This window comes from Mesorhizobium sp. P2_D5 (assembly GCF_056404355.1).
On the sequence record NZ_JBFUEE010000003.1, the window covers coordinates 204,908 to 230,996 of the forward strand.

Consider the following 26,089-nt stretch of genomic DNA (forward strand, 5'->3'; position numbering starts at 1 on the left):
TCAGTTGCCGGCCATCAGCGCCGTCCACTTGTCGGATGCGGTGGCGAAATTGGCGACCCAGAACTTGATGTTCTGCTGGTAGCCCTGCTTGGCGTGTTCCGGCGTGTTGGTCAGGAAGGCGGCGACCGAAGCATCCACCTTGGGCTGCGCCTCGGTGTTGATCGGCGAGTAGGATGTCTGCTCGGTCAGGACCTCCTGCGACTTCTTGCCGAGATAGGCGTTGATCAGCGCATAGGAGGCGTCGGTGTCCTTGGCCCCGACCGGGATGGTCAGCTGATCCATGACGACCAGCCAGTCCTTCCACACCGGCGTATAGGCAGCGCCGTTCTTGACCGCCGTCATGGCGCGGCCTGTCCACATGATGATCATGTCGGCTTCGCCGGACTCTGCCAACTGCTGGGACTCGGCGCCGGTTTTCCAGAAGATCGTGTCCGGACCGATGGCCTTGATCTTGGCAATGCCCTTGTCGATGTCGGCCGGCGTCATGTTGTCGACCGAGCCGCCGTCGGCCAGAATGCCCTGTTCGATCAGGCCGCCGATCGGGCTGCCGCTGCCGTCGATGGCGCGGGTGCCCGGGAATTTCTTGGTGTCGAAGAAATCCTTCCAGTCCTTCGGCGGGTTGTCCTTGTAGGTCGCGTTCTTGTACATCAGTACGGTGCCGTAGTTCATCGCCGGCACGCTGCACTCGCCGACCTGTCCGGCCGGGATGTGCGAAACGTCGAGCTTGGTCAGGTCGAGCTTTTGAAACAGCTTGCCGCAATGCACGAATGGCGGAAAGTCGTCGGTATCGACGACATCCCAGGTCACATTGCCGGACTCGACCTGCGCCTGAAGCTTGGCGATTTCGGTCGGGCCATCGTTCAGCAGCTTGACGCCGCTCTTGTCGACGAATTCCTTGAGGGCGGCGACCTGGCCGTCCTGGTAGATGCCGCCATAGGAGACGAAGGTCAGCGTCTTTCCTTTCAGCGAACCGTCCACCACGGTGCCGGCCGGCGGCGCGCTCTGCGCATGAGCCGCGGCGGCTGCAATCAAGGCCAGTGCGGCGGCGCCGACAAGCCCGGACACTATTGATCTGCTTCCCATTTTTTAACCCTCCGATGACTCGCTGTTTGATTTTGGCAGTCCGGGTGCGAGTGATTTCCGGGCCACATATTGGTCGAGATCGACGGCGCCGCTTGTCGACGGTGCGATGATCCACAGCACTTCGGCCACCGTGTCGCCGACATTGATGGTCCTGTGCGGCGTCGAGGTCGAATATTCGATGCTGTCGCCCTCTTCGAGGATGAAGCTCTCGTCGCCCAACGTCAGCTGCAGCCGGCCGCGCAGCACGAGAAACATTTCGTGCGCGTTGCCATGTGTGTAGGGCACGTCGCCGGTCGAGCCGCCAACGGCGAATTCGCCACAATAGACCTCCATCTCTCGGATTGGCCGGCGCGACAGCAGCGTCTTGCGATAGCCTTCGCTGGTCGGCAGCGCCGGTCGATCGGCGCGTGTCAGCACCGCGTGCGGCGAGACTTCGCTCTCGTCGAAAAGATCGGCGAGGCCGATGCCGAGCGCATTGGCGATCAGCATAAGCGTGCTGGTGTTGGCTCCCGAAAGACCGCGCTCGAGTTGGCTCAGGAAACTGGCGGTGGTGCCGATCAAGTCGCCGAGCTGGCGCAGCGTCAGGCGTCGCGCGGTGCGATAGGCCTTGATGCGATCGCCCAGCACCGTGGAGCGGCGGGCTTCCGCGCCGGTTGCGGCGTTGTCGTTGAGTGCGTGATCCGCAGCGGTTTTCATGGTGATCTCAGTGTTCACTTAACATGCAATTAAGTGAGGCTTCGTGGCAAGCGGATTCGCTTGGCCACCTGAAAATCACCGATGGGCCAGCCTATCTATCTCCTTGCCGGTGGAGGAATATCGTCGAAAGGCGCTTTGGTTTGGCGATCGAAAACGACGGCCAGCCCGTTCTTGACGGCAAGCGAAGCGACCATGTTGTCCAGTTCGCGATCGGAAATGGCGGGTTTGAGGATCTGCCGGATGGCCAGATAGGCCTGCTCGGTCGACACATAGTCGTAGCGCTTTTTGCGCGCTTCCACATATTGCTCGATGAGAATGCCCAATCGGCGGGCGGCGATGTCTTCTGGTTGCTGCACGGGAGCCTCCTCAAGCTCGATCGTCTCCAGCCCCCTAAGATGTAAAATCCACGCCGCGAAAGTTAAGGCCCGAAGCCGAAAAAATCGGCTGTCGTCATTCGACGAACCCAGTCACGTCGCCTTGCCGACCGCCGCGTCCAGTTCCAGCTCGCCTTCCGAAATGTCGTCGAAGGACGCGTAGTTCATGTTGTAGAGGCGGGCGTAGAGCCCTTTTCGTGCCATCAACCGTTCGTGGTTGCCGCTTTCGACGATCTCGCCGTTCTGCAGGACGATGATGCGGTCGGCGCCGCGAATGGTGGCCAGCCGGTGGGCGATGACCAGTCCGGTGCGGCCTTCCAGTAGTTTTATCAGCGCCTTCTGGATCAGCATCTCGGTGTAGGAATCGATGCTGGCCGTGGCCTCGTCGAGGACGAGGATCTTGGCGTCGGCCACCAGCGCCCGCGCAAAGCTGATCAACTGGCGCTGGCCGAGTGAGAGATTGCCGCCGCGCTGCTCGAGCTCGGTGTCGTAGCCATCGGGCAAGTTCTCGATGAAGTCGTGCGCGCCGACGGCCTGTGCGGCGCGGACCACCTCGTCGCGGCTGGCGCCGGTCTTGTGATAGCGGATGTTCTCCAGCACCGAGCCGGAGAACAGGAACGGCTCCTGCAGCACCATGGCCACCTGATCGCCGAGCGAATCCTGGGTCAGGTCACGCACGTCGTGGCCGCCGACCAGGACCTGGCCTGACCAGACATCGTAGAAGCGGTGCACCAGCGCCATCGAGCTCGACTTGCCCGATCCGGTCGGGCCGACCAGCGCGACGGTCTCGCCGGGATTGACGCGGAAGGAGATGTTCTTCAGCACCGGAAGGTTCTGCCGGTAGCCGAAGGTGACGTTCCTGAACTCGACCGAGCCGTCCATGTCGCGCGACAGCGCCACGGCACCATCCTTGTCGCTGACATCCACCGGCACGTCGAGCACTTCGGAGATGCGCTGCCCCGAAGCCATGGCGCGCTGCATGACGCTGTACTGCATGGTGAGCGAGCGGATCGGGTCGAAGAAGCGCTGGATGTAGAACAGGAACGCCACCATGACGCCGATGTCGAGGCTGTGCGAGAGCACCATCGAACCGCCGACGACGATGACGGTCGCCATGGCGATGCCCGTCAGCGTGTCGACGATCGGCACCATCACCTGCGCATATTTCGCCGACGTCAGGTGGGCATTGAGATTGGCCAGCACCTTCTCGTCGTAGAGGTCGAAATTGACGTGCTGGCGTTCGAGGCTCTGCACCGTGCGCACGCCATGGATGCCTTCGGCCAGCGCGCCGTTGGCGATCGAGTTGGTCTCGTGCGCGGCCATGAAGGCGACCTTGGCGCGCGGCAGCCAGAACAGGCGCACGACGAACAGCACCGGCATGGTCGACAGCGTCAGCAGGCCGAGCCGGAAATCCAGCCACAAAAGGACGCTGACGATGCCGAACAAGAGTACGATGTCGCCCACCGACATCACCGACGTTTCGAGGAATTCCTGCATCGAATTGACGTCGCCCTGCAGGCGCGACATCAGCCGGCCGACCTCGGTCTTGTCCATGAAGCTCAGAGAGACCCGCTGCAGGTGGCTGAACATGGCGCGGCGCAGGTCCGACAGCACGTTCTCGGCAACCTTGCCGACGACGCTTTCCTGCACATGGCTGGCGGCATAGTTGATGAGGATGATCAGCGTGAAGGCGCCGATGGCAGAGATCATCACCGACTGGTCGAGCCTGCCTGTCGCCATGCCGTGGTCGATGGCGTAGCGGATGACCAGCGGGATCGCCAGTTGCGTCAGCGTGAACACCAGCACCGCGGCGACCGAGATGAAAATCCGGCCCTGATACGGTTTCACGAAGCTCCAGATACGCCGCACGATGCGCGGATCGTAGGCCTTGCCGAAAACCTCTTCCTCGTCGCGGTGCGAGCCGACGACTGCCTTTGTCGGCCGTCCGCTGGTGTCTTCCTTCTCGTCGTCGCTCTGTGCCGACATCACGCGGCTCCCAGAGCCGTGGGCCGATCGTCGTCCGGCCGCAGCTGCAGGTCGTAGAGCGCGCGATAGCGTCCGCCGAGCGCCAGCAGCTGCTCATGCGTGCCGCGCTCGACGATGCGGCCGTTCTCGACAAACAGGATCTGGTCCGCATGCATGAGCGAACTCAGCCGGTGCGAAATGATCAGCGTCACGCGATCCTTTGCGAAGCGCTTCATCGCCGCCCGGATGCGCTGCTCGGTGCCGGCGTCGATGGCCGCGGTGGAATCGTCGAAGACCAGCACCGATGGCCGCAGCATCAGGCTGCGCGCGATGGTCAGGCGCTGTCGCTGGCCGCCGGACAGCGAGGCGCCGCGTTCGCCGACGACCGTGGTGTAGCCGGCGGGAAGTCCGATGATGTAGTTGTGCAACTGGGCGAACTCGGCTGCCTGCCCGATGCGGGTCTCGCGTGCCCAGGGATTGCCATAGGCGATGTTGTTCTCGATCGAGGTGGTGAACAGGAACGCGTCCTGCTGCACGACGCCGACGGCCTTGCGCAGCGATTGCAGCGTGACCTTGCTGATGTCCTGGCCATCGATGATGATGCTGCCCGAGGTGACGTCGTAGAAGCGCGGGATCAGATGCGCGATGGTCGACTTGCCGCTGCCGGGCGGGCCGACGATGCCGATGGTCTCGCCGGACCTTGCCTCGAAGGAAATGCCGGACAGCGTCGGTCGGTCGCCCGCGCCCGCATAGCGGAAGCCGACATTGTCGAAGCGCAGCACGCCCTCGGTGACGACGAGGTCCCTGGCGCCCGGCGCGTCCTTGATGTCCAGTTCGGCATCGAGCAGTTCGAACAGCCGGGTGCCGCAGGTCGAGGCGCGCGCGAAGGAATTGACCATGAGGCCGAGCTGGCGCACCGGCATCTGCAGGATGGTCATGAAGGTGAGGAACTGGGCCAGCGTGCCGACACTGATTTGACCCGCAATCACCTTCTGCCCACCAAACCAAAGCACCAGGCCCATGGCGGCGAGGAACGAGAAGTTCATGGCGCTGGTGTTGCCGACACGGATGTCGACGCGCTTGTTGGCGAGGTCCAGCGCATCCTGCTTAGCGCGGTCGAATTTTTCGAGCTCATGCCGCTGCGCCGCAAAGGCTCGTACGACACGGATGCCGCCGAGATTCTCATCCATCACCCGGCTCAGCACCGACAGGCGCTGCTGCAGGGTCAGCCAGGTGCTGCGCAACGCCAACTGGGTGACCGAGGAGCGCCAGGCGACGAACGGCACGAAGCTCAGGCTCAACAGCCCGAGCACTAGGTCGGTGCTGATCAAGAGGTAGGCGCCGACGCCGATCAGCACGCCGAGCAGGACGACGCGCAGGATGCCGGTGGAAAAGAACATGCGCACGCCATCGAGATCGAGCAGGCCGAGCGTGATCAGATCGCCGGTGTGGACCCGGTCGTGGTAGGAGAAGCTCAGGCGCTGGATCTTCTCGTAGAAAGCCAGGCGAAGCTCATAGCCGGTTCGATGGCCGACGGCCTCGCCGTAATAGTTCTGCGCCATGGTGAAGAGACCGCGCAGGATGCTGACCACGAGCAGCGTCAAAGCGGTGTTCCACAGCGCGTGCTCCGCCGCGGCACCGGCTCCGGCAGTCATGACGCCCTGCGCCTGGTCGATGGCGCGTCCCAGAAGGCGTGGAATGAAGAGCTGCAGCGTCGCGGCGATGAAGGTCGAGACGAGGGTGATGGCGACCTGCCAGGGGTGGCGCAGCGTCATGCGCACGATCCGGAGCAAGGTGCTGAGGCCCTTGCCCCAGGAGGCTTCGGCCACATGGGCAAACGATTTGCCGCGCTCCGGCGCGCTGCCGATTGCTAGCGTATTCAAAGGAAAATATCCAACCCAATCCGGGCATTAGCCCGGACGAATAGAGCAGACTCAGTTCAGATGGCGTGATGTTACGCGGGTCCGGCTTGGCCGTTCAAGAGCCAATGACGGCATCACACTGTGCCTGAACGAAAGCAAGCAGACGGCGCAATGCATGGCCGGGCAGCACCAGCAGACGCCTGGCAAGTCGTGGAGGTCTGCCCACCTTGCCGAAGGCGTTAGCCGAGGCCAACAGCCGGCGATGCGCAAGCGCCGGCCGGACAGCATGCAACCTTCCGTCCGGCCGTATGTGGTCTCCTAGGCAGGTATCAAAACGGCGATACGATGTATGCCGACCACTTTGCTTGTATTCGTGGCCTCGTCGGTCTTGCCCTTAGTGCATGTGTATATGCCGCCTTCCTCGAGCTTGAATTCCTTGTCCTGTTTCTTGATCGTGAATGCACCAGCGGTAATCGTGCAGACCATGTCATTGTCCATCATCATCGCGGGAGCGTGTGCTCCAGGCTGAAACACGACGTCGACAATTGAAATGCTCTTGTAGGCTGGAATGTCGGAGTTTCCTGTGCCGACCTCCACGACCCTGACGCCTGGAGCAATCTCCTTGCCTTCCTTCGGGCCATATTTCTTGGTCTTTGCAGATGCTACCAGGGTGAACAGAGGTGATACTGCGGCAGCCGTCACACCGAGAGCAATTGCAGACCTGCGATTCAGGGTTTTCATCGCGTCCTCCCACATATTGGTCACGAACGAATGTGCGTGACCACAATGTATTAGCACAAACGAATGTACGTGTATGCGAGGAAGCTCCCAAGCCCAGCACGGTGGCAGGAACTCCGGGCTTCCGGTTCTGGCAGGGCAATCCGACATATCGGCAGGCATCGCGGTTGCCCTTCAGTCGGTCGCGTATACGGTGGGCGCCTTGCCGTCCTTGGTGAAGGCGTAGACGATGAAAGGGCCAGCCTTCTCGCCACCCATGCCGGGAGCGCCGGTTGGCATGCCGGCCAAGGTGATGCCGGTGATGGCAGGCCGTTCGGTCAACAGTTTCTTGACGATATCGACCGGCACCAGCCCGTCGACGACAAAGCCGTCGACCATCAGCGTGTGGCAGCCTTCGAGGTCGGCCGGCACACCCGCATCGCTGCTGATCTGGGACAGGTTGTTGACCGGCTTGATGTCGACCTTGAAGCCGTTGTGCTCCAGATACCTGGCGTAGGATTCACAGCAGCTGCATTGCGGGTTCTTGTACATCACAGCGGTGATGGTCGCCGCGACAGCGGGCAGCGGCATAGCGATCGCGACCGCGAAGGCGGCGAGGGAGTAAGTCAGTTTCATGGCAGGTCTCCTTGATTGAAAATGAGGTCGATGTCGGCCGTCACTCGGTCGCATAAACGGTTGGCGACTTGCCATCCTTGGTGAAGGCGTAAATCGTCCAGGTCTCGGTCTTCTCGCCGCCCATTCCCGGCGAACCCATCGGCATGCCCGGCATAGCGATGCCTGTGATTTCAGGATGTTCCGCCAGCATCTTCTTGATAAGGTCGACCGGCACGAAGCCATCGACCACGTAATCGCCGATCACCACGGAATGGCAGCCCTGCAATTTCTCGGGAACGCCAAGGCCGGCGCTTATCTGGTCCAGGTCGTTGGACGGCTTGAGCTCGACCTTGAAGCGGTTCTTTTCGAGATAGGCGGCATAGGTCTCGCAGCAGCTGCAGCTTGGGTTCTTGTACATCACAGCATTGATTGTCGCCGCGAATGCGGGCAGCGGCGTTGCGGTCAGGACGGCAAGGGCGGCGAGGCGGTAGGTCAGTTTCATTGCAGTCTCCTTTGGGTAGCGTTCAATTTCAGCCAACTCGAAACACCGTCATGAGGCCGGCCATCTGATGGTCGGCGACATGGCAGTGCAGCATCCAGTCGCCGGGATTGTCGGCGACGAAGGCGCATTCGATCGTGTCTTTGGGGGCGAGCAGCACCGTGTCCTGCCACTGTCGGTGCGGCACCGGCGAACCGTTGCGCGCGAGCACCAGCATGCTGAAGCCATGGATATGCATGGGATGCCACCAGGCGGTTTCATTGCGCATGGTGAGATGACAGGTTGCGCCGCGCGGCAAGGTGAATTGTGGCGCCATGCCGGCATGGCCATCGCCGGTCATCGACATGCCGTTGATCGCCCAGGCAGCGCCACCGTTCATGCCGGGTGTCGCCATGCCCATCATGCCGCCGACGCCGGCGAGCTTGCCGCCACCCATCATGCCGCCTTGCAGGACGATCTCCTGGCGCTCGGCTCTCGCGAGATCGGGTTCGGGCAAAGGATTGCGGGGCAGGCCGACAAGCGCATCGAGCGGATGGGCACGCAGCGGTGTTGCAGTGTCATAGGCTAGAGTGGTCAGCGTGTAGGCGAGACCGTCATAGAACTCGTCGACCACCGCGTAGCGCTTGCCCGGGTCGCCCTGCATGTCGACCACGACGTCGATGCGCATGGCCGGGGCAAGCACAAGACGGCCATCTTCCGGTTCATGCGGATCGCAGGGTTGGCCGTCTATTGCGACGATGACCGGGCGGTGACCCTCGAAGCGCAGCGCCATGATGCGGGCAAGCGAGGCATTGGCGAGCCGTAGCCTGACGCGTTCGCCCGCCGTTACGCTCTGGTCGGCCGGCACCGTGCCGTTGACGGTGATGACGTTGCCGACACGGCCGGACATCGCCGCATCCATCGCGCTGCCGAAGCCGGGCGCCATCTGCCCATCCGCTGTAAGCCGCCAGTCCTGAAGCAGCCACATGAGGTCGCGGTCGACGGCGACGGGCTCGGCCTCCTCGACGATGATGGCGCCGGCAAGGCCACGGCCGAGCTGCACGAGACTGTTGGCATGCGGGTGATACCAGAAGGTTCCGGCGTCCGGCGGCGTGAATTCATAGACGAAGCTTGTCCCCGGCTTGATCGGTGGCTGTGTCAGCCCGGGCACGCCGTCCATGGCGTTTTGCAGGCGGATGCCATGCCAGTGCACCGTCGTGTCCTCGCTCAGCCCGTTCTCGACGATGATGCGGGCGGGCTGGCCCTGGCGTAAGCGCAGCATCGGGCCGGGGACCATCCCGTCATAGGCCCAGACAGGCGTAAGCGGGCCGCTGGAGCCGGTGAACCTGGCCTGGCCCGGCGAGACCCTGATGCGGCGCTCATCGACGGCGAATGCCATTGACGATGCGGGTCGCACCAGGGTGGCCGCAGCCGCTGCAAGGACAAACCTGCGGCGTGAAATGGAATGATTGAAATGGATGCTCACTCTCAAGCCCTTTGTGATCTCGATCGACGCCGAGCCTCGACGTCGAATTGCAGTGTGCTCGCCGGCGCAAAGCGCCAGCGGCAATCAAACGCCAGAAATCACCCGCGAGATGGCTGAAACTGCGTCAGACGAGATCGGTGGATTTGGGAGGGAATGGGTCGGGCAGGGAACTTAGCCCGTGAAGAAACGGTGTCGGCAGCGCCGACGGCAACAGTACCCTGATCAGGGTCATCGCCGCGAACTCGGGAGGCAACACCGCAAGCACCGGTGCGATGCAGGTCGGCGGACAATGCATCGGTTTGCCGGTGTCGCCGGCGCTTCTAATGCACGCGTTGCAGTCGCCATTCATGGCGGTGTCGGCCATCTTGGCCATGCCGGTATCGGCAGGCATGGTCATGCCGCTGCCGGTCGTCATCATCTTCGCCGACATGGCGCTCGCCTGGACGGCAGACAGGCTGAACCCGGCGGTCAAGAACACCGCGAGCAGCATGACAAGGACATGTTTTGGCGACCTGCGTGCCATCATCCCTTTAGGCTGGCCTCAACAGACGGCATTTGCAAGCGGGATTCCAATCCTGCGACAATGATGGCAGCGCACTGAGCCTGAACGGAAAGATGCCGTTGCGAGCCGTTGGGCTGCAGGCGATCCGTTCACGAACCCTGCCGCCAGCAAGCGATCAGGTGGCCGGGTGCGACCTGCCTGGCGGGCGGTTCGGCCTTTCTGCAGTCGGGCACGACCAGGGGGCAGCGGTCGGCGAAGGAACATCCCTTGCTCTGCGTACCGGCCGCCTCGATCTCCCCCGGAGCGGACAGTTTCGGCGCGGCCTCATCGGAGGACGCGGCCAGGAGCAGTTGCGTGTAGGGGTGATTGGGGCCCTGGAAGATCTGGTCGGATGAACCGGTTTCGACCAGGCGGCCGCGATAGAGCACGCCGATCCTGTCGGCCATGTAGCGCACGACCCTGAGGTCGTGGCTGATGAACAGATAGGTCGTGTCCTTGTCGCGCTGCAGGTCGTTGAGCAGATTGAGAACGGTCGCCTGGACGGAGACGTCGAGCGCCGAGGTGGGTTCGTCGAGCACGACGACCTTCGGTACGCCGGCGAAGGCCCGCGCGATGGCCGCCCGTTGCCGCTGGCCGCCGGACAGCGATCGCGATTTCTGCTCGGCCGTCGCGCCGGCAAGGCGGACCGACTGCAAGAGTTCGCTGACGCGCGCTTTGACCTCGCCGCGGCGCAGGCCGGCGAGCCGCCGCAGCGGACGGCCGAGGATCCTGCCGATCCGCTGGCGTGGGTTCAGTGTGCGATCCGGCGACTGGAAGACCATCTGCACATCGCGCCGGTCGCCCAGTTTTCTCTTCTCAACGCGTGGCGCGACCGTCCTGCCGAACAGCTCGACCGATCCGGCGTCAGGCGTCTGCAGGCCGGTGACGATCCTTGCCAAGGTCGACTTGCCGGAGCCGGATTCGCCGATCAGCCCGAACGTTTCGCCCTGGCCTATGTCGAGGTCGATATCGCTGAGTACTGGCTGGCTGCCGAAGGCATGGCTGATGCCCTTGCAGGCGATCGCGATCTGGCGTTCTTTCCGCGCGCCGGCGTCTTCATCGTTGGGCGTCGGGTGCACTGCCAGACCGGGTCCGTCGGTCTCGGCCAGTCTGCCGTCCCGCTTGGTGTAGTTGAGGGCCGGGATCGAGGCGATGAGCGCCTTTGTGTAGGCGTGGCGGGGGTTGTCGAAGACATCAGTGGCGACCCCGCTCTCGACCACCGTTCCCGACTGCATCACCGCCACGCGATCGCAGGAGCGGCGGATCATGTTGATGTCGTGGCTGATCAGAAGCACGCTGGTTTTGTGATCCTTGCGCAGGTCGTGCAGGATGGCGATGATCTCCGACTGCACGCTGGCGTCGAGCGCCGTCGTCGGCTCGTCCAGCACCAGCAGCGACGGATCGAGCGCGATCGCGATGGCGATGTTGGCGCGCTGCTGCATGCCGCCGGACAATTCGTGCGGATAGAGATCCAGCACCCGGTTCGGACGGCTTACCCTGACGCGCCCGAGCAATTCGGCGGCGCGCGCGCGTGCCTCGTCGTGGCGAACCGGGCGATGCCGCATGATCGTCTCGGTGATCTGGCGGCCGATCGTCATGCTTGGATTGAGGGCGGCGCCCGGGTGTTGATAGACGGCCGCGATGTGGTTGCCCCGCAACTGGCGAAGCTGCTCGGCGGAGAGGTCGCGGATTTCTCGGCCCTGGAACTCAAGCGCCGATGCCGCGATGCGGGCATTTTTCGGCAGATAGCGCAGGATGGCGAGCGCCACCGAGCTTTTGCCCGATCCCGACTCGCCGACCAGGCCAAGCGCTTCGCCTTGGCCTATGTGCAGCGACACGCCGCTGACGGCTGGATGCGATCCGTTGCGCCCGTCATAGGCGATGCAAAGCTGATCGACGTTGAGAACCGAGGAGGACATTGGGAGCTTGAAACTACTTTCTTCCAGCGCGGCGATCGAGGGCAATCGCTTCCGCTTTGGCAATACATAATCTCTATAAAATTACTCGAATTAAGCCGGAGCGCAATCTACCTTTCATCGCTCACGAGAGATTGTTGCCGTCTGCCAAAGCAGCGCGACGGTCTCCGGAGAGCAGATTTGGAAGGAGGCCGGCATGGCTCGAGATCACATGATCCTCAGCGCATTTTTCTTCAACCCGCAGGGCGATCATCGGATGTCGTGGCGCCATCCGCGGGCGCCGGGCCGGGAGGTGCTGGACTTCGACTTCTACCGCGATCTCGTACAGACGGCCGAGCGCGCCAAGATCGATACCATCTTCGTCGCCGACCACGTGTCGATCTGGGATTCGGTCAAGAGCGGCGTCGCCCACTATGCCAATGCCCGGCTCGAGCCGCTGACGCTGCTGTCGGCGCTGGCCGGCGTGACCAGGCATATCGGCCTGATCACCACGGCGTCGAGCTCCTACAGCGAGCCCTACAATGTGGCGCGCATCTTCGCCTCGCTTGACCATATCAGCAAGGGCAGGGCGTCGTGGAATGTCGTCACCTCGGCCATGGACGAGGAGGCACGCAACTTCGGCCGCGACGGCAATATCGAACATGCATTCCGCTATGAGCGCGCAGCCGAATTCCTCGATATCGTCAAGGCGCTGTGGGACAGCTGGGAAGACGAAGCGCTGCTGATCGACAAGGCATCGGGCTATTTCGCCGATCCCGACAAGGTCCACCCGATCGATCACAAGGGAAAGCACTTCAAGGTGCGCGGACCGCTCAACGTCTCGCGGCCACCGCAGGGCCATCCGCTGATCGTCCAGGCCGGCTCGTCCGAGGACGGCAAGAACTTTGCCACCGCCCAGGCCGATGTGCATTTCGCCATCTTCAGCACCAGGGAAGACGGCATCAAGTATCGCCAGGACATCAACGAGCGTCTTGCCCGTCACGGCAGGCGGCCGGAGAGCTTCAAGATCCTGCCCGGCATCCTGCCGATCGTTGCCGCCTCCGAGGCGGAAGGCCGGGAAAAGCAGGAGTATCTGCAGACCTTGCTTCCCGACCAGGTCGGCATTGACCTTCTGTCGAGCTGGAGCGGTATCGATCTCTCCGCCTATCCGCCGGACGGGCCGCTGCCGCCGCTGCCGGACGAGAGCACCTTCAATGGCGGACGCACGTCGCTCAACCGGGTCCGGCAGTGGTCGAAGCAGAATCTCAGCCTGCGCGAGATTGCCCGCAAGCTGGCCAACAGCGGTTCGGTGCCGACCGTGGCCGGCACGCCGGCGCAGATCGCCGACCAGTTGCAGGATTGGTACGTCTCGGGTGCCGCCGATGGTTTCAACCTGATGTTCCCGCTGCTGCCGGAGGACTGGGTGAATTTCGCCGAGCAGGTGGTGCCGGAGCTGCAGCGCCGCGGCGTGTTCCCGACCGAATACGCGCCGGGAACGCTGCGCGACCGTTTCGGCCTGGCGCGGCCAGCCAACCGCTTCGCCGAGCAGCGCGACAATGCGCGCGCCGTGTCCTGACCCCAGAGACCGAAGATGACCGCCGCACCCAGACTTCAGCCGCGCGAAGCGACCGCGCCGCATCTCGTCAATGTCCTGCACAGCCCCAAGCGCGTGCGCGTCAAATTCGACGGCCGCACCATCGCCGACAGCCGCAACGTGCTGGTGCTGCGCTCCAACCACTTCCTGCCGATCTACTTCTTCCCGGTGGCGTCGGTCGATGCGTCGGTGCTGAAGCCCTCGCTGCATCGCGAGCCGCACGCGGTCGGTGGCGAGACGGCCTACTGGGATATCGACACCGGCGACAGGCGAAGCGCCAACGCGGCCTGGTCGTTCGTGTCGCCACCGGGTGAAGACCTGTCGCCGCTCGCCGGTCGCATCGCCTTCAGCTGGAAGCTCGTGGACCAGTGGTTCGAGGAGGACGAAGAGGTCTTCGTCCATGCCCGAGATCCCTATGCGCGCATCGATGTGCTGCAAAGCACGAGCCATGTGCAGGTCTGGTTCGACGGTGAGCCGATCGCCGACAGCCACCGCCCGGTACTGCTGTTCGAGACGCATCTGCCGACGCGCTTCTACCTGCATCCGGATGACATCAATCTGGAGCGGCTGACGGCGTCCGCCACAACGACGCGATGTCCTTACAAGGGCATCGCTTCCTATTGGTCCGGGCTCTTGAGCGACGGTTCGGTGCGCCCGGACATCGCTTGGAGCTACGGCGACCCGATCGCCGAGATGCCCAAGATCAAGGGCCTCGTCGCCTTCTACCCGCAGGCCGTGGATCGCATCCATCTCGACGGCGAACCCGTCGCATAGAGCATCTTTTCAATCTTCATTTCAGACAGGGGTTTAGAACATGACCAAACACAGAGATATCGACGCCGTTCGCAATCTGTCGGGGGACATATGGAATGTCGCCGTCGACGAATATCAGGGCGGCTTTCTCAAGCGCCGCGATCTGCTGAAATACGCAGCGCTGCTCGGCCTCACAGGCTTTGCCGCGTCGCAGGGACTTGGAGGCGCGCGCGCATCAGCCGCTGCCGGCGGCATTGTCCGCGTCGGCCTCGGCCAGCCGACCAAGGCGATCGATCCCGTATCGGTCACCGATCCGGCCAGCATCGGGGTGATCAGCCAGGTCGGCGAATATTTGATCCTCGACGATCCGAAGGACGGGCTGCAGCCGAAGCTCGCTTTGTCCTGGGAGGCCGACGAGACCGCCAGCCGCTGGACCTTCAAATTGCGGCCAGGGGTGAAATTCCACGATGGCCGCGCGGTCACCGCCAAGGACGTGGTGGCGAGCTTCGAGCGGCTTGTCGATCCGGCCAGCGGCTCATCGGCGCTGTCGGCCTACAAGGGCATCCTGTCCAAGGGCGGCGCCAAGCCGGTCGACGACGAAACCGTCGCCTTCGACCTCGACGGTCCCAACAGCAACTTCCCCTTCTATGTCTCCTCCGACGTCTACAATGCCGTCATCCTGCCGGCCGACTATGCCGGCGATTTCGAGAAGACCTTCAACGGCACCGGCCCGTTCAAGCTCGAATCCTTCCGTCCCAAGCAGGGCGCGAGCTTCGTGCGCAATCCAGACTATTGGGGCGACAAGGCGCTGCCCGACCGCGTCGAGATCAAGTTCTTCGACGATGAGCAGGCCCAGGTGCTGGCGCTGCAGGCCGGCCAGCTCGACGTCATCCCGAGCACGACGCGGCTGGAGCTGGCGATCGAGGGCAATCCCAACTTCAAGCTGCTGAGCGTGCAGGCAAGCTCGCATGACCAGGTGCACCTGCGGACCGACCAGGCGCCGTTCACCGACAAGCGCATCCGTCGCGCGCTGGCGCTTACGCTCGACCGCGAGGCGATCGTGAAGGGGCTGCTGAAAGGCCGCGCCATCGTCGGCAACGACACCCCGTTCGCGCCGATCTTCCCCTCCGCCGACCCGTCGGTCCCGCAGCGCAAGCAGGACATCGCCGAGGCCAAGCGGCTGCTGGGCGAGGCGGGTGTGCCGAACGGCTTCGAGGTGACGCTGACCACCGAGCGGGCCTATGACATTCCCGACTATGCGGTGATCATACAGAACTTCGCCAAGAAGGCCGGCATCGACGTCAAGCTCAATGTCCTGCCGCAGGACGCCTATTACGGCTCGGCGACCTTCGGCAGCTCGCCCTGGCTGGATTCGGTCCTCGGCATCACCGATTACGGCCATCGCGGCACGCCCGACATCTTCCTCAACGCGACCCTGAAGAGTTCGGGGGCCTGGAACGCGGCGCATTTCAAGAACCCGGCCTACGATGCTCTGCTGCTCGACTACTCCAAAGCGCGCGACCTCAACGCCCAGCGCCTCGCCGCGGGCAAGATCCAGACCCTCCTGCTTGACGAAACGCCGGCGATCATCAGCTATTTCTCGCAGTACAGCCGGATCACCAGCACCAAGGTGGAGGGTGTGCGCTTCACGGCGATCTCGCACCTGCTGCTCGACCGCGTTACCTTCGTCCAGGCATGATGCTCGAGCGCGGAGATAGCTTCCCATTCCGATTCCATCGGAATGGGACTGGTTCAAGGCGAGGCAGCAGGACGCGATGCTGAGTGGCCGCACCGTGTCGGCGCGCGCGGGCACACTTCTGCTCACGCTATGGCTGGTCAGCATTCTGGTCTTCTTTGCCGGGCAGGTTCTGCCCGGCGATGTCGGCCGCGTCATGCTCGGGCCTTTTGCCGATGCGCAAGCGGTGGCGGAACTGAACAAGCGGCTCGGCGCCGACCAGCCGGTGCTCGTCCAGTACTGGCGTTGGTTCAGCAACGCGCTCACCGGCGATTTCGGCACCTCGCTGTCGATGGGCGGACCGGTGGCGCCGTTCGTGCTGGAAAGCCTCAAGCGCTCCGCGGCGCTTGCCGGCATCATCCTGGTTTTCCTTGTTCCGCTAGGGGTCGGCGCCGGCGTCATCGCCGGTCTCAATGCGGGCCGCTTCATCGACCGGCTGATCGTGATGGCGGGCGTTTCCTTCGGCATTGTCCCGGACTTTGTGTCGGGCCTGATGCTGCTCATCGTTTTCGGCCTGTGGCTGAACTGGTTCCCGATCTCGGGTGTCGCACCCGATGGCGCGGGCTTCTGGACGAATGGCTTTTATTTGATCCTGCCGGCGCTGCCGCTGGTGCTGAACCTTGCCGGCTATATCGCCCGCATGACGCGGGCAGGCGTGATCGAGGCTGTGGCCGCCGACTATACACGCACCGCCATCCTGAAAGGGCTCGAGCGGCGCGAGATCATTTTTCGACATGTGCTGCGCAATGCGCTGACGCCGACCATCGCGGTGCTTGCGACCCAGACCGGCTACATGCTTGGCGGGCTGGTGGTGATCGAAGCGCTGTTCGGTATCCAGGGCCTTGGCAATCTGGTTCTGAATGCGGCCAAGGCACGCGATTTCCCGATGCTTGAAGCCGGTGTGCTGGTGATGGCGGCAATATTCGTGCTGTCGGCGGCGGCAGGCGACCTCGTGCTGGCCTTGCTCGATCCGCGACAACGCCGAAGGGTATCATCATGACAGACCTGGCGGAGTTTCCCGCACCGCGGCGCGCGGTGGTCGGCTTGGCGGCGACGCGCAGGATCGGCAGTGCTTTTGCCGGACTGCCTCCGTCGGTCGTGGCCGGTTCGCTGGTGCTGCTGTTCTGGATCGCGTGCGCGCTGTTCGGCAATCTCTTCGTTCCCTACGATCCCTATGCCGAGGATTTTCTGGCGATGCTGACGCCGCCCGATGCCGTGCATTGGTTCGGCACCGACCAACTCGGCCGCGACGTGCTGTCCCGCATCGTCGTCGGATCGCGCGATATCCTGCTGGTTGCGCCGCTCGCCACGCTTGCCGGTGTCACCGCCGGCAGCATCATCGGTCTGGTGCTCGGCTATTTCGATGGCCTGGTCGATGCCATCGGGGCGCGGCTGCTCGACACGCTGATGGCGTTTCCGTTCATCGTTCTCGTGACCATGACACTTGTCGCAATCGGCCCATCGAACCTGACCGTTGTTCTGGTGATCGCCATCGCCTACGCGCCGTTGGTGGCGCGCACCGTTCGGGCCGCCGTGCGCGAGCAGAAGCAGCGCGATTATGTCAGTGCCGCCCGGCTCGGCGGGGAGGGTGCTCTCGCCATCATGTTACTGGAGATACTGCCTAATGTTCGGGAAACGATCCTCATCGAGCTCGTCACCCGGCTGGGCTACGCGTTCTTCTCGATCGCCACCCTGAGCTTTCTCGGCCTCGGCATCCAGCCGCCTTCCGCCGACTGGGGACTGGCCGTTGCTGACGGCTACGGCTTCCTGACCGGCGGCAAATGGTGGGTCGTCGTCTTCAATTCCGCGGCAATCGTATCGCTGGTGATGGCGACCAACCTCATCGCACAAGGCATCGGTGCCTTCGAAAATAGCGATGTGTGAGCTTTGATGCCTCTCCGCCGGCGGCGGAGAGGGAAACCATCCCGTCACAATGATCGTCCCGCGACACCGGTGCATTGAACACCTGGAATAGGGCTCGACGCGATCCCTCCGCATCGCGATCCAGGTCCTTCCGCTGACGAAACCCTTCCCTCGTTGCCGCACGTTTCGACAAGGGCGGGAGCGTGCTTCATGGGGACGGCCGAACAGAGCCGTTGACGCTGGCCCCCTTTACCTCCTAGGATTAAATCAAATTGATTTACGTTACTCGCCCGAAGAGGCGGAAATGCCGATCAACAATGGGAGATGAAGTATGACTGACAGGCTGCCAGACCCGCATATGCGTTCCCTGCAAGACCCGTCGACGGCTGTTTCACGCCGGCGGTTGTTGATTGGCACGGCTTTCGTCGCCGCGACCATCGCCACGACTTTCTCCTTCGGCGCGCGACCGGCGTCCGCCGAATCGGTGCTCGCCATGCACATCGAGGAGCAGACGAGCTGGGTGCAGAACTTCAACCCCTTCGACCTTGGCGGGCGCCGCCAGAGCACGATGGATTTCGCCTACGAGCCGCTCGTCATCTTCAACGACTATGACAGCGGCAAGCCGATCTTCCGGCTGGCGACGGGCTACAAATTCTCCGACGATCTGAAATCGATCACCTACACGCTGCGCGACGGCGTCAAATGGTCGGATGGTCAGCCATTGACCTCGGCCGACATGAAATTCACGCTCGAGCTGATGCTGAAGAACCCGGCGGTCGACATTGTAGGCGTCGGCGGCAGCGTCGCCTCGGTCGAAGCGCCTTCGCCGACCGAAGTGAAGATCACTCTGAAGGATGTCGACACGCATTTCCCGGAATCGATGGCCGATTTCCCTGTCGTGCCCGAGCACATCTGGAAGGATGTGGCCGATCCGCTCGCCTTCAAGAACGAGAAACCGATCGGCTCGGGCCCGATGACCGAGATCCGCCGTTTCACGCCGCAGGTCTATGAGCAATGCCGCAACCCGAATTACTGGGACGCCGCCTCGCTGCATGTCGACTGCCTGAAGCTGCCGCAGATCTCCGGCAACGACCAGATGCTGGCATTATTGCCGGAGGGTTCGATGGACTGGATCGGCTCGTTCCTGCCCGAGATCGACAAGACCTATGTCGCGCTCGACAAGGACCATAATGGCTACTGGCAGCCGCCGGCGGAAACCATCGCCTTCCAGGTGAACTTCAAGACCGCCAATCCGGCGCTGGCCGAGGCCTTCAACGACATCAATTTCCGTCACGCTTTCAGCCTGGTCATGGACCGCACGGCGATGGTGGACATTGCCGGCTTTGGCTATCCGGTGGTCAACCTGCACGCCAGCGGCCTGCCGCCGCGCTTCGACGCCTGGCGCAACAAGGCGGCCGAAGGCGACAAGGATGTGTGGATGACCTACGACGTCGACAAGGCCAACAAGGTGCTTGACGACGCCCGCTACAAGAAGGGCGCCGACGGCATGCGCACCACGCCGAAGGGCCAGCCGATCGCCTTCGCGATCATCGTTCCCAATGGCTGGACCGACTGGATCGACGCTGTGCAGATCGCCACAGAAGGCCTGCGCAAGGCGGGCATCAACGCCTCGGTGGCGACACCGGAATACGAACAGTGGCAAAAGCAGATTCTCGACGGCTCGTTCGATGCGGTGATGAACTCCCGCGCCGACGGACCGACGCCGTTCCGCGGCTACTACCAGTCGCTGTCGACGGCCTTTGCCGGGCGCATCACCAGTGCGCCGTCGCGCTACTCCGATCCGGAACTGGACAAGGTGTTCGACGCCTACCGCAAGGCGACCACCGACGAAGACCGCAAGAAGCTGTTCGACCAGGTGCAGGTGATCATCGCCGACAATTTCCCGGTGGTGCCGGTGTTCAACGGACCGACCTGGTATCAGTATTCGACCAAGCGCTTCACCGGCTGGGTGACCAAGGACGAACCGGTGATGAACCCGGAGAACCACGACAACAACCGCATGCGGTTGATGCATCTGCTGCGCCTGAAGCCGGTACAATAAGTCTGAAGTAATGCCCTTCTCCCCTCATGAGGGGAGAGGGGTCCGTGTCGCAAAATCCTGGCTTCGGCGGCGGTCGACGCGAGGCCGGATGCCGGACATGGTAAGATGCCTGCAGCCGCTTCTTCGTCCGTCGCTTCCAGCGACAGCTTCTCCGCCAAACGGAGAAGGCAATCGAGCACAAGGAACAGCCGATGCGGATTCCTCTTCGACGGCTTGGGGTCTATTTCGTCGCCTTCCTGTTTGCCATCGTGATGAATTTCACCGTTCCCCGGCTGATGCCGGGAAGCCCGGTCGACGGCATGATCGCACAGCTTGGGCCGCGCGCGACACCGGCGGCGATCGAGGCGATCAAGGCCCGCTTCGGTGCCGTCGAACAGCCGATCCTGGGACAATTCGTCGACTACATCACCGGCCTCGCCCGGCTCGATCTCGGCGTGTCGGTCAAATACTACCCGCAGACCGTCACCCAGGTCCTCGCCCGTTCGGCCGGCTGGACCGCGTTCCTGGTCACCACGGCGATCATCTTTTCCCTCTGCGTCGGAGTCTCCCTCGGCGCAGTGGCAGCCTGGCGGCGAGGCGGACGCTTCGATGCGTTCGTCTCGCCGTTTTCTGTCGTGCTGATCGCAATCCCGCCGGTCATCATCGGACTGGCGACCCTGTTCACCTTTGGCGTGACGCTGCGCTGGTTCCCGGTCGGCTATGCCTACAATCCCGACCTCGATCCGGGCCTGAACTTCACTTTTTTCGGCAGCGTCTTCTGGCACGCGGTGATGCCGGTGCTGACGCTGTCGCCCTATCTGATCGGTGAATTCCAGACGACGATGCGCTCCTCGATGATATCGGTGCTCGGCGAGGACTATGTCACCATGGGCCGCGCCAAGGGGCTCGGCGAGACCGCGGTGATGTTCTCCTATGCGGCGCGAAACGCCATGCTGCCGGTGCTGACCAATCTGGCGCTGATGCTGGGCGCGGTGTTCGGCGGCTCGATCGTCACCGAGATCGTCTTCAACTATCCTGGCCTGGGGCTGACGCTGTTCACCGCCAGCGTGGCTCGTGACTATCCGGTCATCCAGGGCCAGCTGCTGCTGATGACGATGGCGACGCTCGGCGCCAATCTGCTGGTCGACATCCTCTACGGTGTCGTCGATCCGCGCATCCGGGAGGAACGGGCATGAATTTCGGTTGGCAACTTCTGTGGCGGCAGAAGAAGGCCGTCGCCGGCCTGATCATCGTCGCCGCGCTCTGCCTGATGGCGCTCTTCGCACCCATCCTGGCGCCGACCGATCCGGGCGAGCGGGTCGGCCGCTCGCACCAGCCGCCGACCGTCGAGCACTATTTCGGCACCACCAAGATGGGCCGCGACGTCTATGCGCAATTCGTCTGGGGCGCGCGCCCGTCGCTGGCGGTCGGTTTTGCCACCGGGCTGTTCATCACCGCACTTGGCACCATCATCGGGCTGGTCGCCGGCTATTTCGGCGGCCGCACCGATGCGACGCTGGACCTGATCACCAATGCGGTGCTGGTCATCCCCAATATCCCGCTCTTGATCCTGCTTGCCTCCTTCGCCGGCACGGTCGGTCCGGTCGCCATCATGATGATCATCGCTCTGACCTCGTGGCCGTGGGGCGCGCGCATGACGCGGTCGCAGACGATGGCGCTTCGCAACCGCGAGTTCGTCACCGCGGCGCGCATGGTCGGCGAGCCGTCCTGGCGCATCATCTTCGTCGAGATCCTGCCCAATCTGGTGCCGCTGATCGGCATCAACATCGTTGGCTCGATCATCTACGCCATCGTCGCGCAGACGACGCTCGAATATCTCGGCTTCGGCGATCCGCTCAACGTCACCTGGGGGACGATGCTCTACAACGCGCAGAATTCCTCCGCCATCATCGTCGGTGCCTGGTGGGACATCAGCGCGCCGGCCGCCGGCATCGCGCTGGTCGGCCTCGGCCTGGCGCTGTTGAACTTCACCTTCGACGAGATCGCCAATCCGCAGCTGCGCTCCGGTCCGGCGCTCAGCCGCTGGCTGCGCCTCAGCCGTCTGCGCAGGCGCGAACTGGAGGCGGCACGGTGAACGAGGCGCTGCTGCAAATCCGCGACCTCAGCGTCGACTATCTCTTGGACAAGGGCGCCTTCCGCGCCGTCAAGAACGTGTCCTTCGACATCGGCCGCGGCGAATTGTTCGGGCTCGCCGGCGAATCCGGCTGCGGCAAGAGCACGATCGCCTACGCCATCACACGGCTGGCCAAGGCGCCGGCCTGGGTGGCGGGCGGCGAGATCCTGCTCGACGGCCAGGATCTTTTGAAACTGCCGGAAAGCCGCCTGCAGGAGGTGCGCTGGCGACGGATCGGCATGGTGTTCCAGAGCGCGATGAATTCGCTCAATCCACTGATGCGGGTCGAGGCGCAGTTCCACGACGTGCTGCGCCGGCATACCGGCTCGTCGCGCGAAAAATCGCGGGCGCGCGCCGAAGAGATGTTCAAGCTGGTCGGCATTCCGGCCAGCCGGCTGACGGACTATCCACACCAGTTCTCAGGCGGTATGCGCCAGCGCATCGTCATCGCCATCTGCCTGGCGCTGAAGCCGGAGCTGATCATCATGGACGAGCCAACGACGGCGCTCGATGTGGTCGTGCAGCGCGAAATCCTCGAACAGGTCATCGACCTGCAGCGCGGCTATGGCTTCTCGGTGCTGTTCATCACCCATGACCTGCATTTGATGGCGCAACTCTGCCACCGCATCGGGGTGATGCTGAAGGGCGAACTGGTCGAGGTCGGCGATGTCCGGCAGGTCAGCCGCGCGCCGGCGCACGACTACACGCGAAAGCTCTGGGGCGCGATCCCGCAACTGCCCGGCCATCCCCCCGTGAAGGACGCGATCGCATGAACGCCGTGATGACTGTTCCCCCAGCAGCCATCGCGGCCGAGCCGATCGTCAGGCTGGACGGCATCGAGCGCAGCTTCGGCCTGGTGCAGGCGTTGCGCGGTGTCTCGCTGTCGCTGAAGGGCGGCCATGCGCTGGCGCTGGTTGGAGAATCCGGCTGCGGCAAGACCACCTGCGCGCGCATCATCGCGCGCATGGACACGCCGACCGGCGGCGAGATGCTCTATCGCGGCCGCAACATCACGCGGACCGGCACGGCCGCCGAGGAAAAGGCCTACCGCCGCGCCGTGCAGATGGTGTTCCAGGATCCGTTCGCCTCGCTCAACCCGGTGTTTTCGGTACAGCATCATCTGGCGCGACCGCTGGCGCTGCACGGCCACGCCAGGAGCAAAGCGGAACAAGTGCGGGGAGTCGCCGATCTCCTCAATTGGGTCGGCCTCGAGCCGGCGCTGACCGCGCACAAGTTTCCGCATGAACTGTCGGGAGGCCAGCGCCAGCGCGTCAACATCGCGCGAGCGCTCGCCGTGCAGCCCGACGTGCTGGTCGCCGACGAGCCGACCTCGATGCTCGATGTCTCGATCCGCCTCGGCATCCTCGAACTCCTGGCGCGCATAAAGCAGGAGCGGCAACTGGCGCTACTCTACATCACGCATGACATCGCCACCGCCGCCCATGTCGCCGAAGAGGTGATCGTGATGTTCGCCGGCCAGATGGTCGAGTGGGGTGATACACTCTCGGTGATCGGCGATGCCCGCCATCCCTACACGCAATTGCTGCTTTCGGCGGTGCCGGATCCCGATCGGCCGTTCGTGGCTGGAGACAGCGCCCGCTTTCTCGGTCACGCCGAGGAGGTGCGACGCTTGAGCCGGCCATCCTCGACTGAGGTCAACAAGGTCGGCCCCAACCATTTCGTGCGCGCGCTGGGCGCGATGTCCTGAAATCAACGCCATAGGGTCTCCATGGATTATCTGGTCAATCTTTCGCTGCTTTCACCCGATCCCGAACTCGATGCGCGTGTCGGCCGTGCCGCCGTCACCATTCGCCGGGCGTTGGCGCCGGAACTCGAACTGGTGACTGGCTGGGTGCGGCAAACCTTCAACGCCGGCTGGTCGAGCGAGACGACGGTGGCATTTTCGCGCCAGCCGGCCTCGTGCTTCCTGGCGACACGCGACGGCGAGCTGGTCGGCTTTGCCGTCTATGATTCGATCGCGCGTGGCTTCTTCGGCCCGACCGGCGTCGGCGAGGCCGCGCGCGGCGCCGGCATCGGCCACGCGCTGCTGCTGGCAACGCTGCTCGACATGCGCGTCATGGGCTATGGCTACGCCATCATCGGCGATGTCGGTCCGTCCGAATTCTATGAGCGCACCGTCGGCGCGACGCAGATCCCGGACTCCGAACCCGGGGTCTATGCCGGCTTGCTCAACACCCATCCCTGATCTCTTGTTCGAAAGCTTGTCATGACGCTTCAATCCAAATCCGCATTCCGTCTGGAAACGACCTGGGCACCGGCCACCGCCACCGACAAGCTCGCCTATTCGCTGACGCTCACCAATTTGTCGTCGAAGGCCATCGAAGGTTTTCGGCTGTGCGTCAGCGGCCCGGCCCGCATCGATCCGGCCGTCACCGTTGAAGGCGGCAGGCTTTCGGAACGGCTGTCCAACCATTCCGAATTCGCGCCGCCAGACGGTTTCGTGCTGCAGCCGCGTGAGACATGGACCGTCACCGCGCACGGGCTGAGCTATCCGCTGCGGCACTGGACCGACGGCGCCACCGCTGCCTACCTCGTGCTTGCCGATGGCACCGTTGCCCCAGTTGCGTTAGGTCCGACCAAGGCGATCGGCGACAATGCGGTGTTGAAGCGCGGCGCCGAAATCTATCCGGTGCCCGCGCAGGCGCCTGTGCCGGTTTCGATCATACCGTGGCCGCGCACCGTTTCCGTCTCCGGCCGACGCGCTGTTCCGCAAGGTCTGGCACTTCGGCCGAAGGGAACGGCAGCCGCCGATGCCGCCGGCGCGTTCGGTGACCTTGTCGACAGCCTGTTTGCCGTCGAAGGCATTGTGCGCAACGAGGCCGAAGGCGGCTTGCCGGTCGATCTCGGCATCACGGACGGATTTGGCCCGGAAGCCTATGCGATCCGCTTTTCAGCTGATGGGGTCGCGGTTTCGGCGGGAACGAGAACCGGATTGTTCTACGGGCTGGTCACGCTCGGCCAGATCCTGCGCGGGGCGCGATCGCACCCCGAGACGTTTCTCTTCCCGGCCGAAGGCGAAATCCGCGATGAGCCGGCGCTGGGCTGGCGCGGCACGCATCTCGACGTCGCCCGGCAGTTCTACGCAACGGCCGAGATCAAGACCTTCCTGCGCATCCTTGCCTGGAACAAGCTCAACCGGTTCCACTGGCATCTGTCCGACGACGAGGCGTGGCGGGTCGAAATATCGGCCTATCCCGAGCTGACGAAAGTCGGCGCGTGGCGCGGCCATGGGTTGCCGGTGCCACCCTTGCTGGGCTCGGGCCCCGAGCCGAGCGGGGGCTACTACACCAAGGCTGCCGTGCGCGAGGTCGTCGACCTTGCCGGCCAACTCGGCATCGCGGTCGTGCCGGAGATCGACGTACCGGGGCATTGCTATGCGATGCTGCAGGCGATACCGGAGCTGCGCGATCCCGGCGAGAGCGGCGAGTATTTCTCGGTGCAGGGGTTTCCCAACAATTGCATCAATCCGGCACGGCCGGAGACCTACATTGTGCTGGAGAAAATCCTCGACGATTTGATCGAGCTGTTTCCGTTCAAGACCATCCATGTCGGCGCCGACGAGGTGCCGCTGGGCGCCTGGTCCGGTTCGCCGCAAGCGCTGGCGCGGCTCACCGAGGTTGGCGGCGAGGGGCTGGCGGTCGCTCATGCCAAGCGTCTCAACGTGGTCACCAACACGCACGGCGCCGATGAGATCGACGGCTCGGGCGCGGCGGTGCTGCAGGCCGAGTTTCTCAAGCGCATACAATCGTTCCTTGCGTCTCGCGGCTGCGTCACCGGCGGCTGGCAAGAGGCGGCGCACGGCAATGTCATCGACAAGCAGAAAAGCTACCTCTGCGGCTGGCGAACGGTCGAAGCGTCGTCCGCACTTGCGGGCGAGGGCTATGCGATGGTGGTGTGCCCCGGCCAGGTCTATTACCTCGACATGGCCAACAGTCCGGCCTGGTCGGAACCGGGTGCGGCCTGGGCCGGCTGGTCCGATCCGGAAAAGCTGTATGGCTTCGATCCTGTCGAGGGCTGGACGGACGCGCAGAAGACGAAACTGCTCGGCGTGCAGGCCTGCATCTGGTCGGAGCCGATGACCGACCGCGCCGTCTTCGACCGGCTGGTGTTTCCCCGCATCTCGGCGCTGGCGGAAACAGGCTGGACGCAGCCGGAGAGAAAGTCCTGGGAACGGTTCAAGGCGCTCGCCGGGCTGATGCCGGTGCTCTACGGGGCGACCTAGCAACCTCCAGTTCG

At 63.7% G+C, this 26,089-nt stretch carries 23 protein-coding genes; 12 read left to right on the forward strand and 11 right to left on the reverse strand.

Features of this window, described 5'->3' with window-relative positions; all coding sequences use genetic code 11:
• The 11 genes from AC1DYW_RS14140 to AC1DYW_RS14190 all read right to left on the reverse strand — a co-directional run bounded on the left by AC1DYW_RS14140 (position 1) and on the right by AC1DYW_RS14190 (position 11,736).
• The gene (locus AC1DYW_RS14140) at positions 1-1,083 is read right to left on the reverse strand and encodes an extracellular solute-binding protein (protein WP_477226617.1); all 1,083 of its coding nucleotides are present in this window, start codon (positions 1,081-1,083) and stop codon (positions 1-3) included.
• A gap of 3 nt (positions 1,084-1,086) precedes the next feature.
• The gene (locus AC1DYW_RS14145; protein ID WP_457150706.1) at positions 1,087-1,779 is read right to left on the reverse strand and encodes a helix-turn-helix domain-containing protein; all 693 of its coding nucleotides are present in this window, start codon (positions 1,777-1,779) and stop codon (positions 1,087-1,089) included.
• A 95-nt stretch (positions 1,780-1,874) separates the two neighbouring features.
• Positions 1,875-2,135: a hypothetical protein gene (locus tag AC1DYW_RS14150; RefSeq protein ID WP_477226618.1), complete on the reverse strand. Its 261-nt coding sequence runs from the start codon at positions 2,133-2,135 to the stop codon at positions 1,875-1,877.
• Positions 2,136-2,246: 111 nt separating this feature from the next.
• A complete protein-coding gene (locus AC1DYW_RS14155; protein WP_477226619.1) occupies positions 2,247-4,139 on the reverse strand; it encodes an ABC transporter ATP-binding protein in 1,893 nt (630 codons plus the stop codon).
• Positions 4,139-6,001 (reverse strand): ABC transporter ATP-binding protein, encoded by a 1,863-nt coding sequence (locus tag AC1DYW_RS14160; RefSeq protein WP_477226620.1) that lies wholly within the window; start codon positions 5,999-6,001, stop codon positions 4,139-4,141. Before AC1DYW_RS14160 ends, AC1DYW_RS14155 begins: the two co-directional genes overlap by 1 nt.
• 297 nt (positions 6,002-6,298) lie before the next feature.
• Positions 6,299-6,721 (reverse strand): hypothetical protein, encoded by a 423-nt coding sequence (locus AC1DYW_RS14165; RefSeq protein WP_477226621.1) that lies wholly within the window; start codon positions 6,719-6,721, stop codon positions 6,299-6,301.
• A 171-nt stretch (positions 6,722-6,892) separates the two neighbouring features.
• On the reverse strand, positions 6,893-7,333 hold the full coding sequence (locus AC1DYW_RS14170) for a DUF411 domain-containing protein (protein WP_477226622.1): 441 nt from the start codon (positions 7,331-7,333) through the stop codon (positions 6,893-6,895).
• Between the two features lie 40 nt (positions 7,334-7,373).
• Positions 7,374-7,814 carry a DUF411 domain-containing protein gene (locus tag AC1DYW_RS14175; RefSeq protein WP_477226623.1) on the reverse strand — a complete coding sequence of 147 codons (441 nt, stop codon included), beginning with the start codon at positions 7,812-7,814 and terminating at the stop codon, positions 7,374-7,376.
• A 28-nt stretch (positions 7,815-7,842) separates the two neighbouring features.
• Positions 7,843-9,189 carry a multicopper oxidase family protein gene (locus tag AC1DYW_RS14180; protein WP_477226624.1) on the reverse strand — a complete coding sequence of 449 codons (1,347 nt, stop codon included), beginning with the start codon at positions 9,187-9,189 and terminating at the stop codon, positions 7,843-7,845.
• A gap of 211 nt (positions 9,190-9,400) precedes the next feature.
• Positions 9,401-9,766, reverse strand: coding sequence for a hypothetical protein (locus tag AC1DYW_RS14185; protein ID WP_477226625.1), 366 nt, complete (start codon positions 9,764-9,766; stop codon positions 9,401-9,403).
• A gap of 161 nt (positions 9,767-9,927) precedes the next feature.
• Positions 9,928-11,736, reverse strand: a complete 1,809-nt coding sequence (locus tag AC1DYW_RS14190) for a dipeptide ABC transporter ATP-binding protein (RefSeq protein WP_477226626.1) — start codon at positions 11,734-11,736, stop codon at positions 9,928-9,930.
• Positions 11,737-11,929: 193 nt separating this feature from the next.
• Here AC1DYW_RS14190 and AC1DYW_RS14195 point away from each other — a divergent pair, with 193 nt between their 5' ends.
• From AC1DYW_RS14195 to AC1DYW_RS14250, 12 genes are all read left to right on the forward strand, one after another.
• Positions 11,930-13,288 (forward strand): LLM class flavin-dependent oxidoreductase, encoded by a 1,359-nt coding sequence (locus AC1DYW_RS14195; RefSeq protein WP_477226627.1) that lies wholly within the window; start codon positions 11,930-11,932, stop codon positions 13,286-13,288.
• Positions 13,289-13,303: 15 nt separating this feature from the next.
• Positions 13,304-14,080, forward strand: coding sequence for a DUF427 domain-containing protein (locus AC1DYW_RS14200; RefSeq protein ID WP_477226628.1), 777 nt, complete (start codon positions 13,304-13,306; stop codon positions 14,078-14,080).
• Between the two features lie 40 nt (positions 14,081-14,120).
• Positions 14,121-15,758 carry an ABC transporter substrate-binding protein gene (locus tag AC1DYW_RS14205; protein ID WP_477226629.1) on the forward strand — a complete coding sequence of 546 codons (1,638 nt, stop codon included), beginning with the start codon at positions 14,121-14,123 and terminating at the stop codon, positions 15,756-15,758.
• Positions 15,759-15,834: 76 nt separating this feature from the next.
• Positions 15,835-16,794 (forward strand): ABC transporter permease, encoded by a 960-nt coding sequence (locus tag AC1DYW_RS14210; RefSeq protein ID WP_477226630.1) that lies wholly within the window; start codon positions 15,835-15,837, stop codon positions 16,792-16,794.
• Positions 16,791-17,678, forward strand: a complete 888-nt coding sequence (locus AC1DYW_RS14215) for an ABC transporter permease (RefSeq protein WP_477226631.1) — start codon at positions 16,791-16,793, stop codon at positions 17,676-17,678. Before AC1DYW_RS14210 ends, AC1DYW_RS14215 begins: the two co-directional genes overlap by 4 nt.
• Before the next feature lie 310 nt (positions 17,679-17,988).
• Positions 17,989-19,719, forward strand: a complete 1,731-nt coding sequence (locus AC1DYW_RS14220; RefSeq protein ID WP_477226632.1) for an ABC transporter substrate-binding protein — start codon at positions 17,989-17,991, stop codon at positions 19,717-19,719.
• A gap of 191 nt (positions 19,720-19,910) precedes the next feature.
• Positions 19,911-20,894, forward strand: a complete 984-nt coding sequence (locus AC1DYW_RS14225) for an ABC transporter permease (protein WP_111543179.1) — start codon at positions 19,911-19,913, stop codon at positions 20,892-20,894.
• On the forward strand, positions 20,891-21,793 hold the full coding sequence (locus AC1DYW_RS14230; protein ID WP_477226633.1) for an ABC transporter permease: 903 nt from the start codon (positions 20,891-20,893) through the stop codon (positions 21,791-21,793). Before AC1DYW_RS14225 ends, AC1DYW_RS14230 begins: the two co-directional genes overlap by 4 nt.
• Positions 21,790-22,605, forward strand: a complete 816-nt coding sequence (locus AC1DYW_RS14235; protein ID WP_477226634.1) for an ABC transporter ATP-binding protein — start codon at positions 21,790-21,792, stop codon at positions 22,603-22,605. Before AC1DYW_RS14230 ends, AC1DYW_RS14235 begins: the two co-directional genes overlap by 4 nt.
• The gene (locus AC1DYW_RS14240; RefSeq protein WP_477226635.1) at positions 22,602-23,540 is read left to right on the forward strand and encodes an ABC transporter ATP-binding protein; all 939 of its coding nucleotides are present in this window, start codon (positions 22,602-22,604) and stop codon (positions 23,538-23,540) included. The genes AC1DYW_RS14235 and AC1DYW_RS14240 overlap by 4 nt, the downstream gene beginning before the upstream one ends.
• 21 nt (positions 23,541-23,561) lie before the next feature.
• Positions 23,562-24,038, forward strand: coding sequence for a GNAT family N-acetyltransferase (locus tag AC1DYW_RS14245; RefSeq protein WP_095091103.1), 477 nt, complete (start codon positions 23,562-23,564; stop codon positions 24,036-24,038).
• A 21-nt stretch (positions 24,039-24,059) separates the two neighbouring features.
• Positions 24,060-26,075: a beta-N-acetylhexosaminidase gene (locus AC1DYW_RS14250; RefSeq protein WP_477226636.1), complete on the forward strand. Its 2,016-nt coding sequence runs from the start codon at positions 24,060-24,062 to the stop codon at positions 26,073-26,075.
• Positions 26,076-26,089 lie beyond the last annotated feature (14 nt).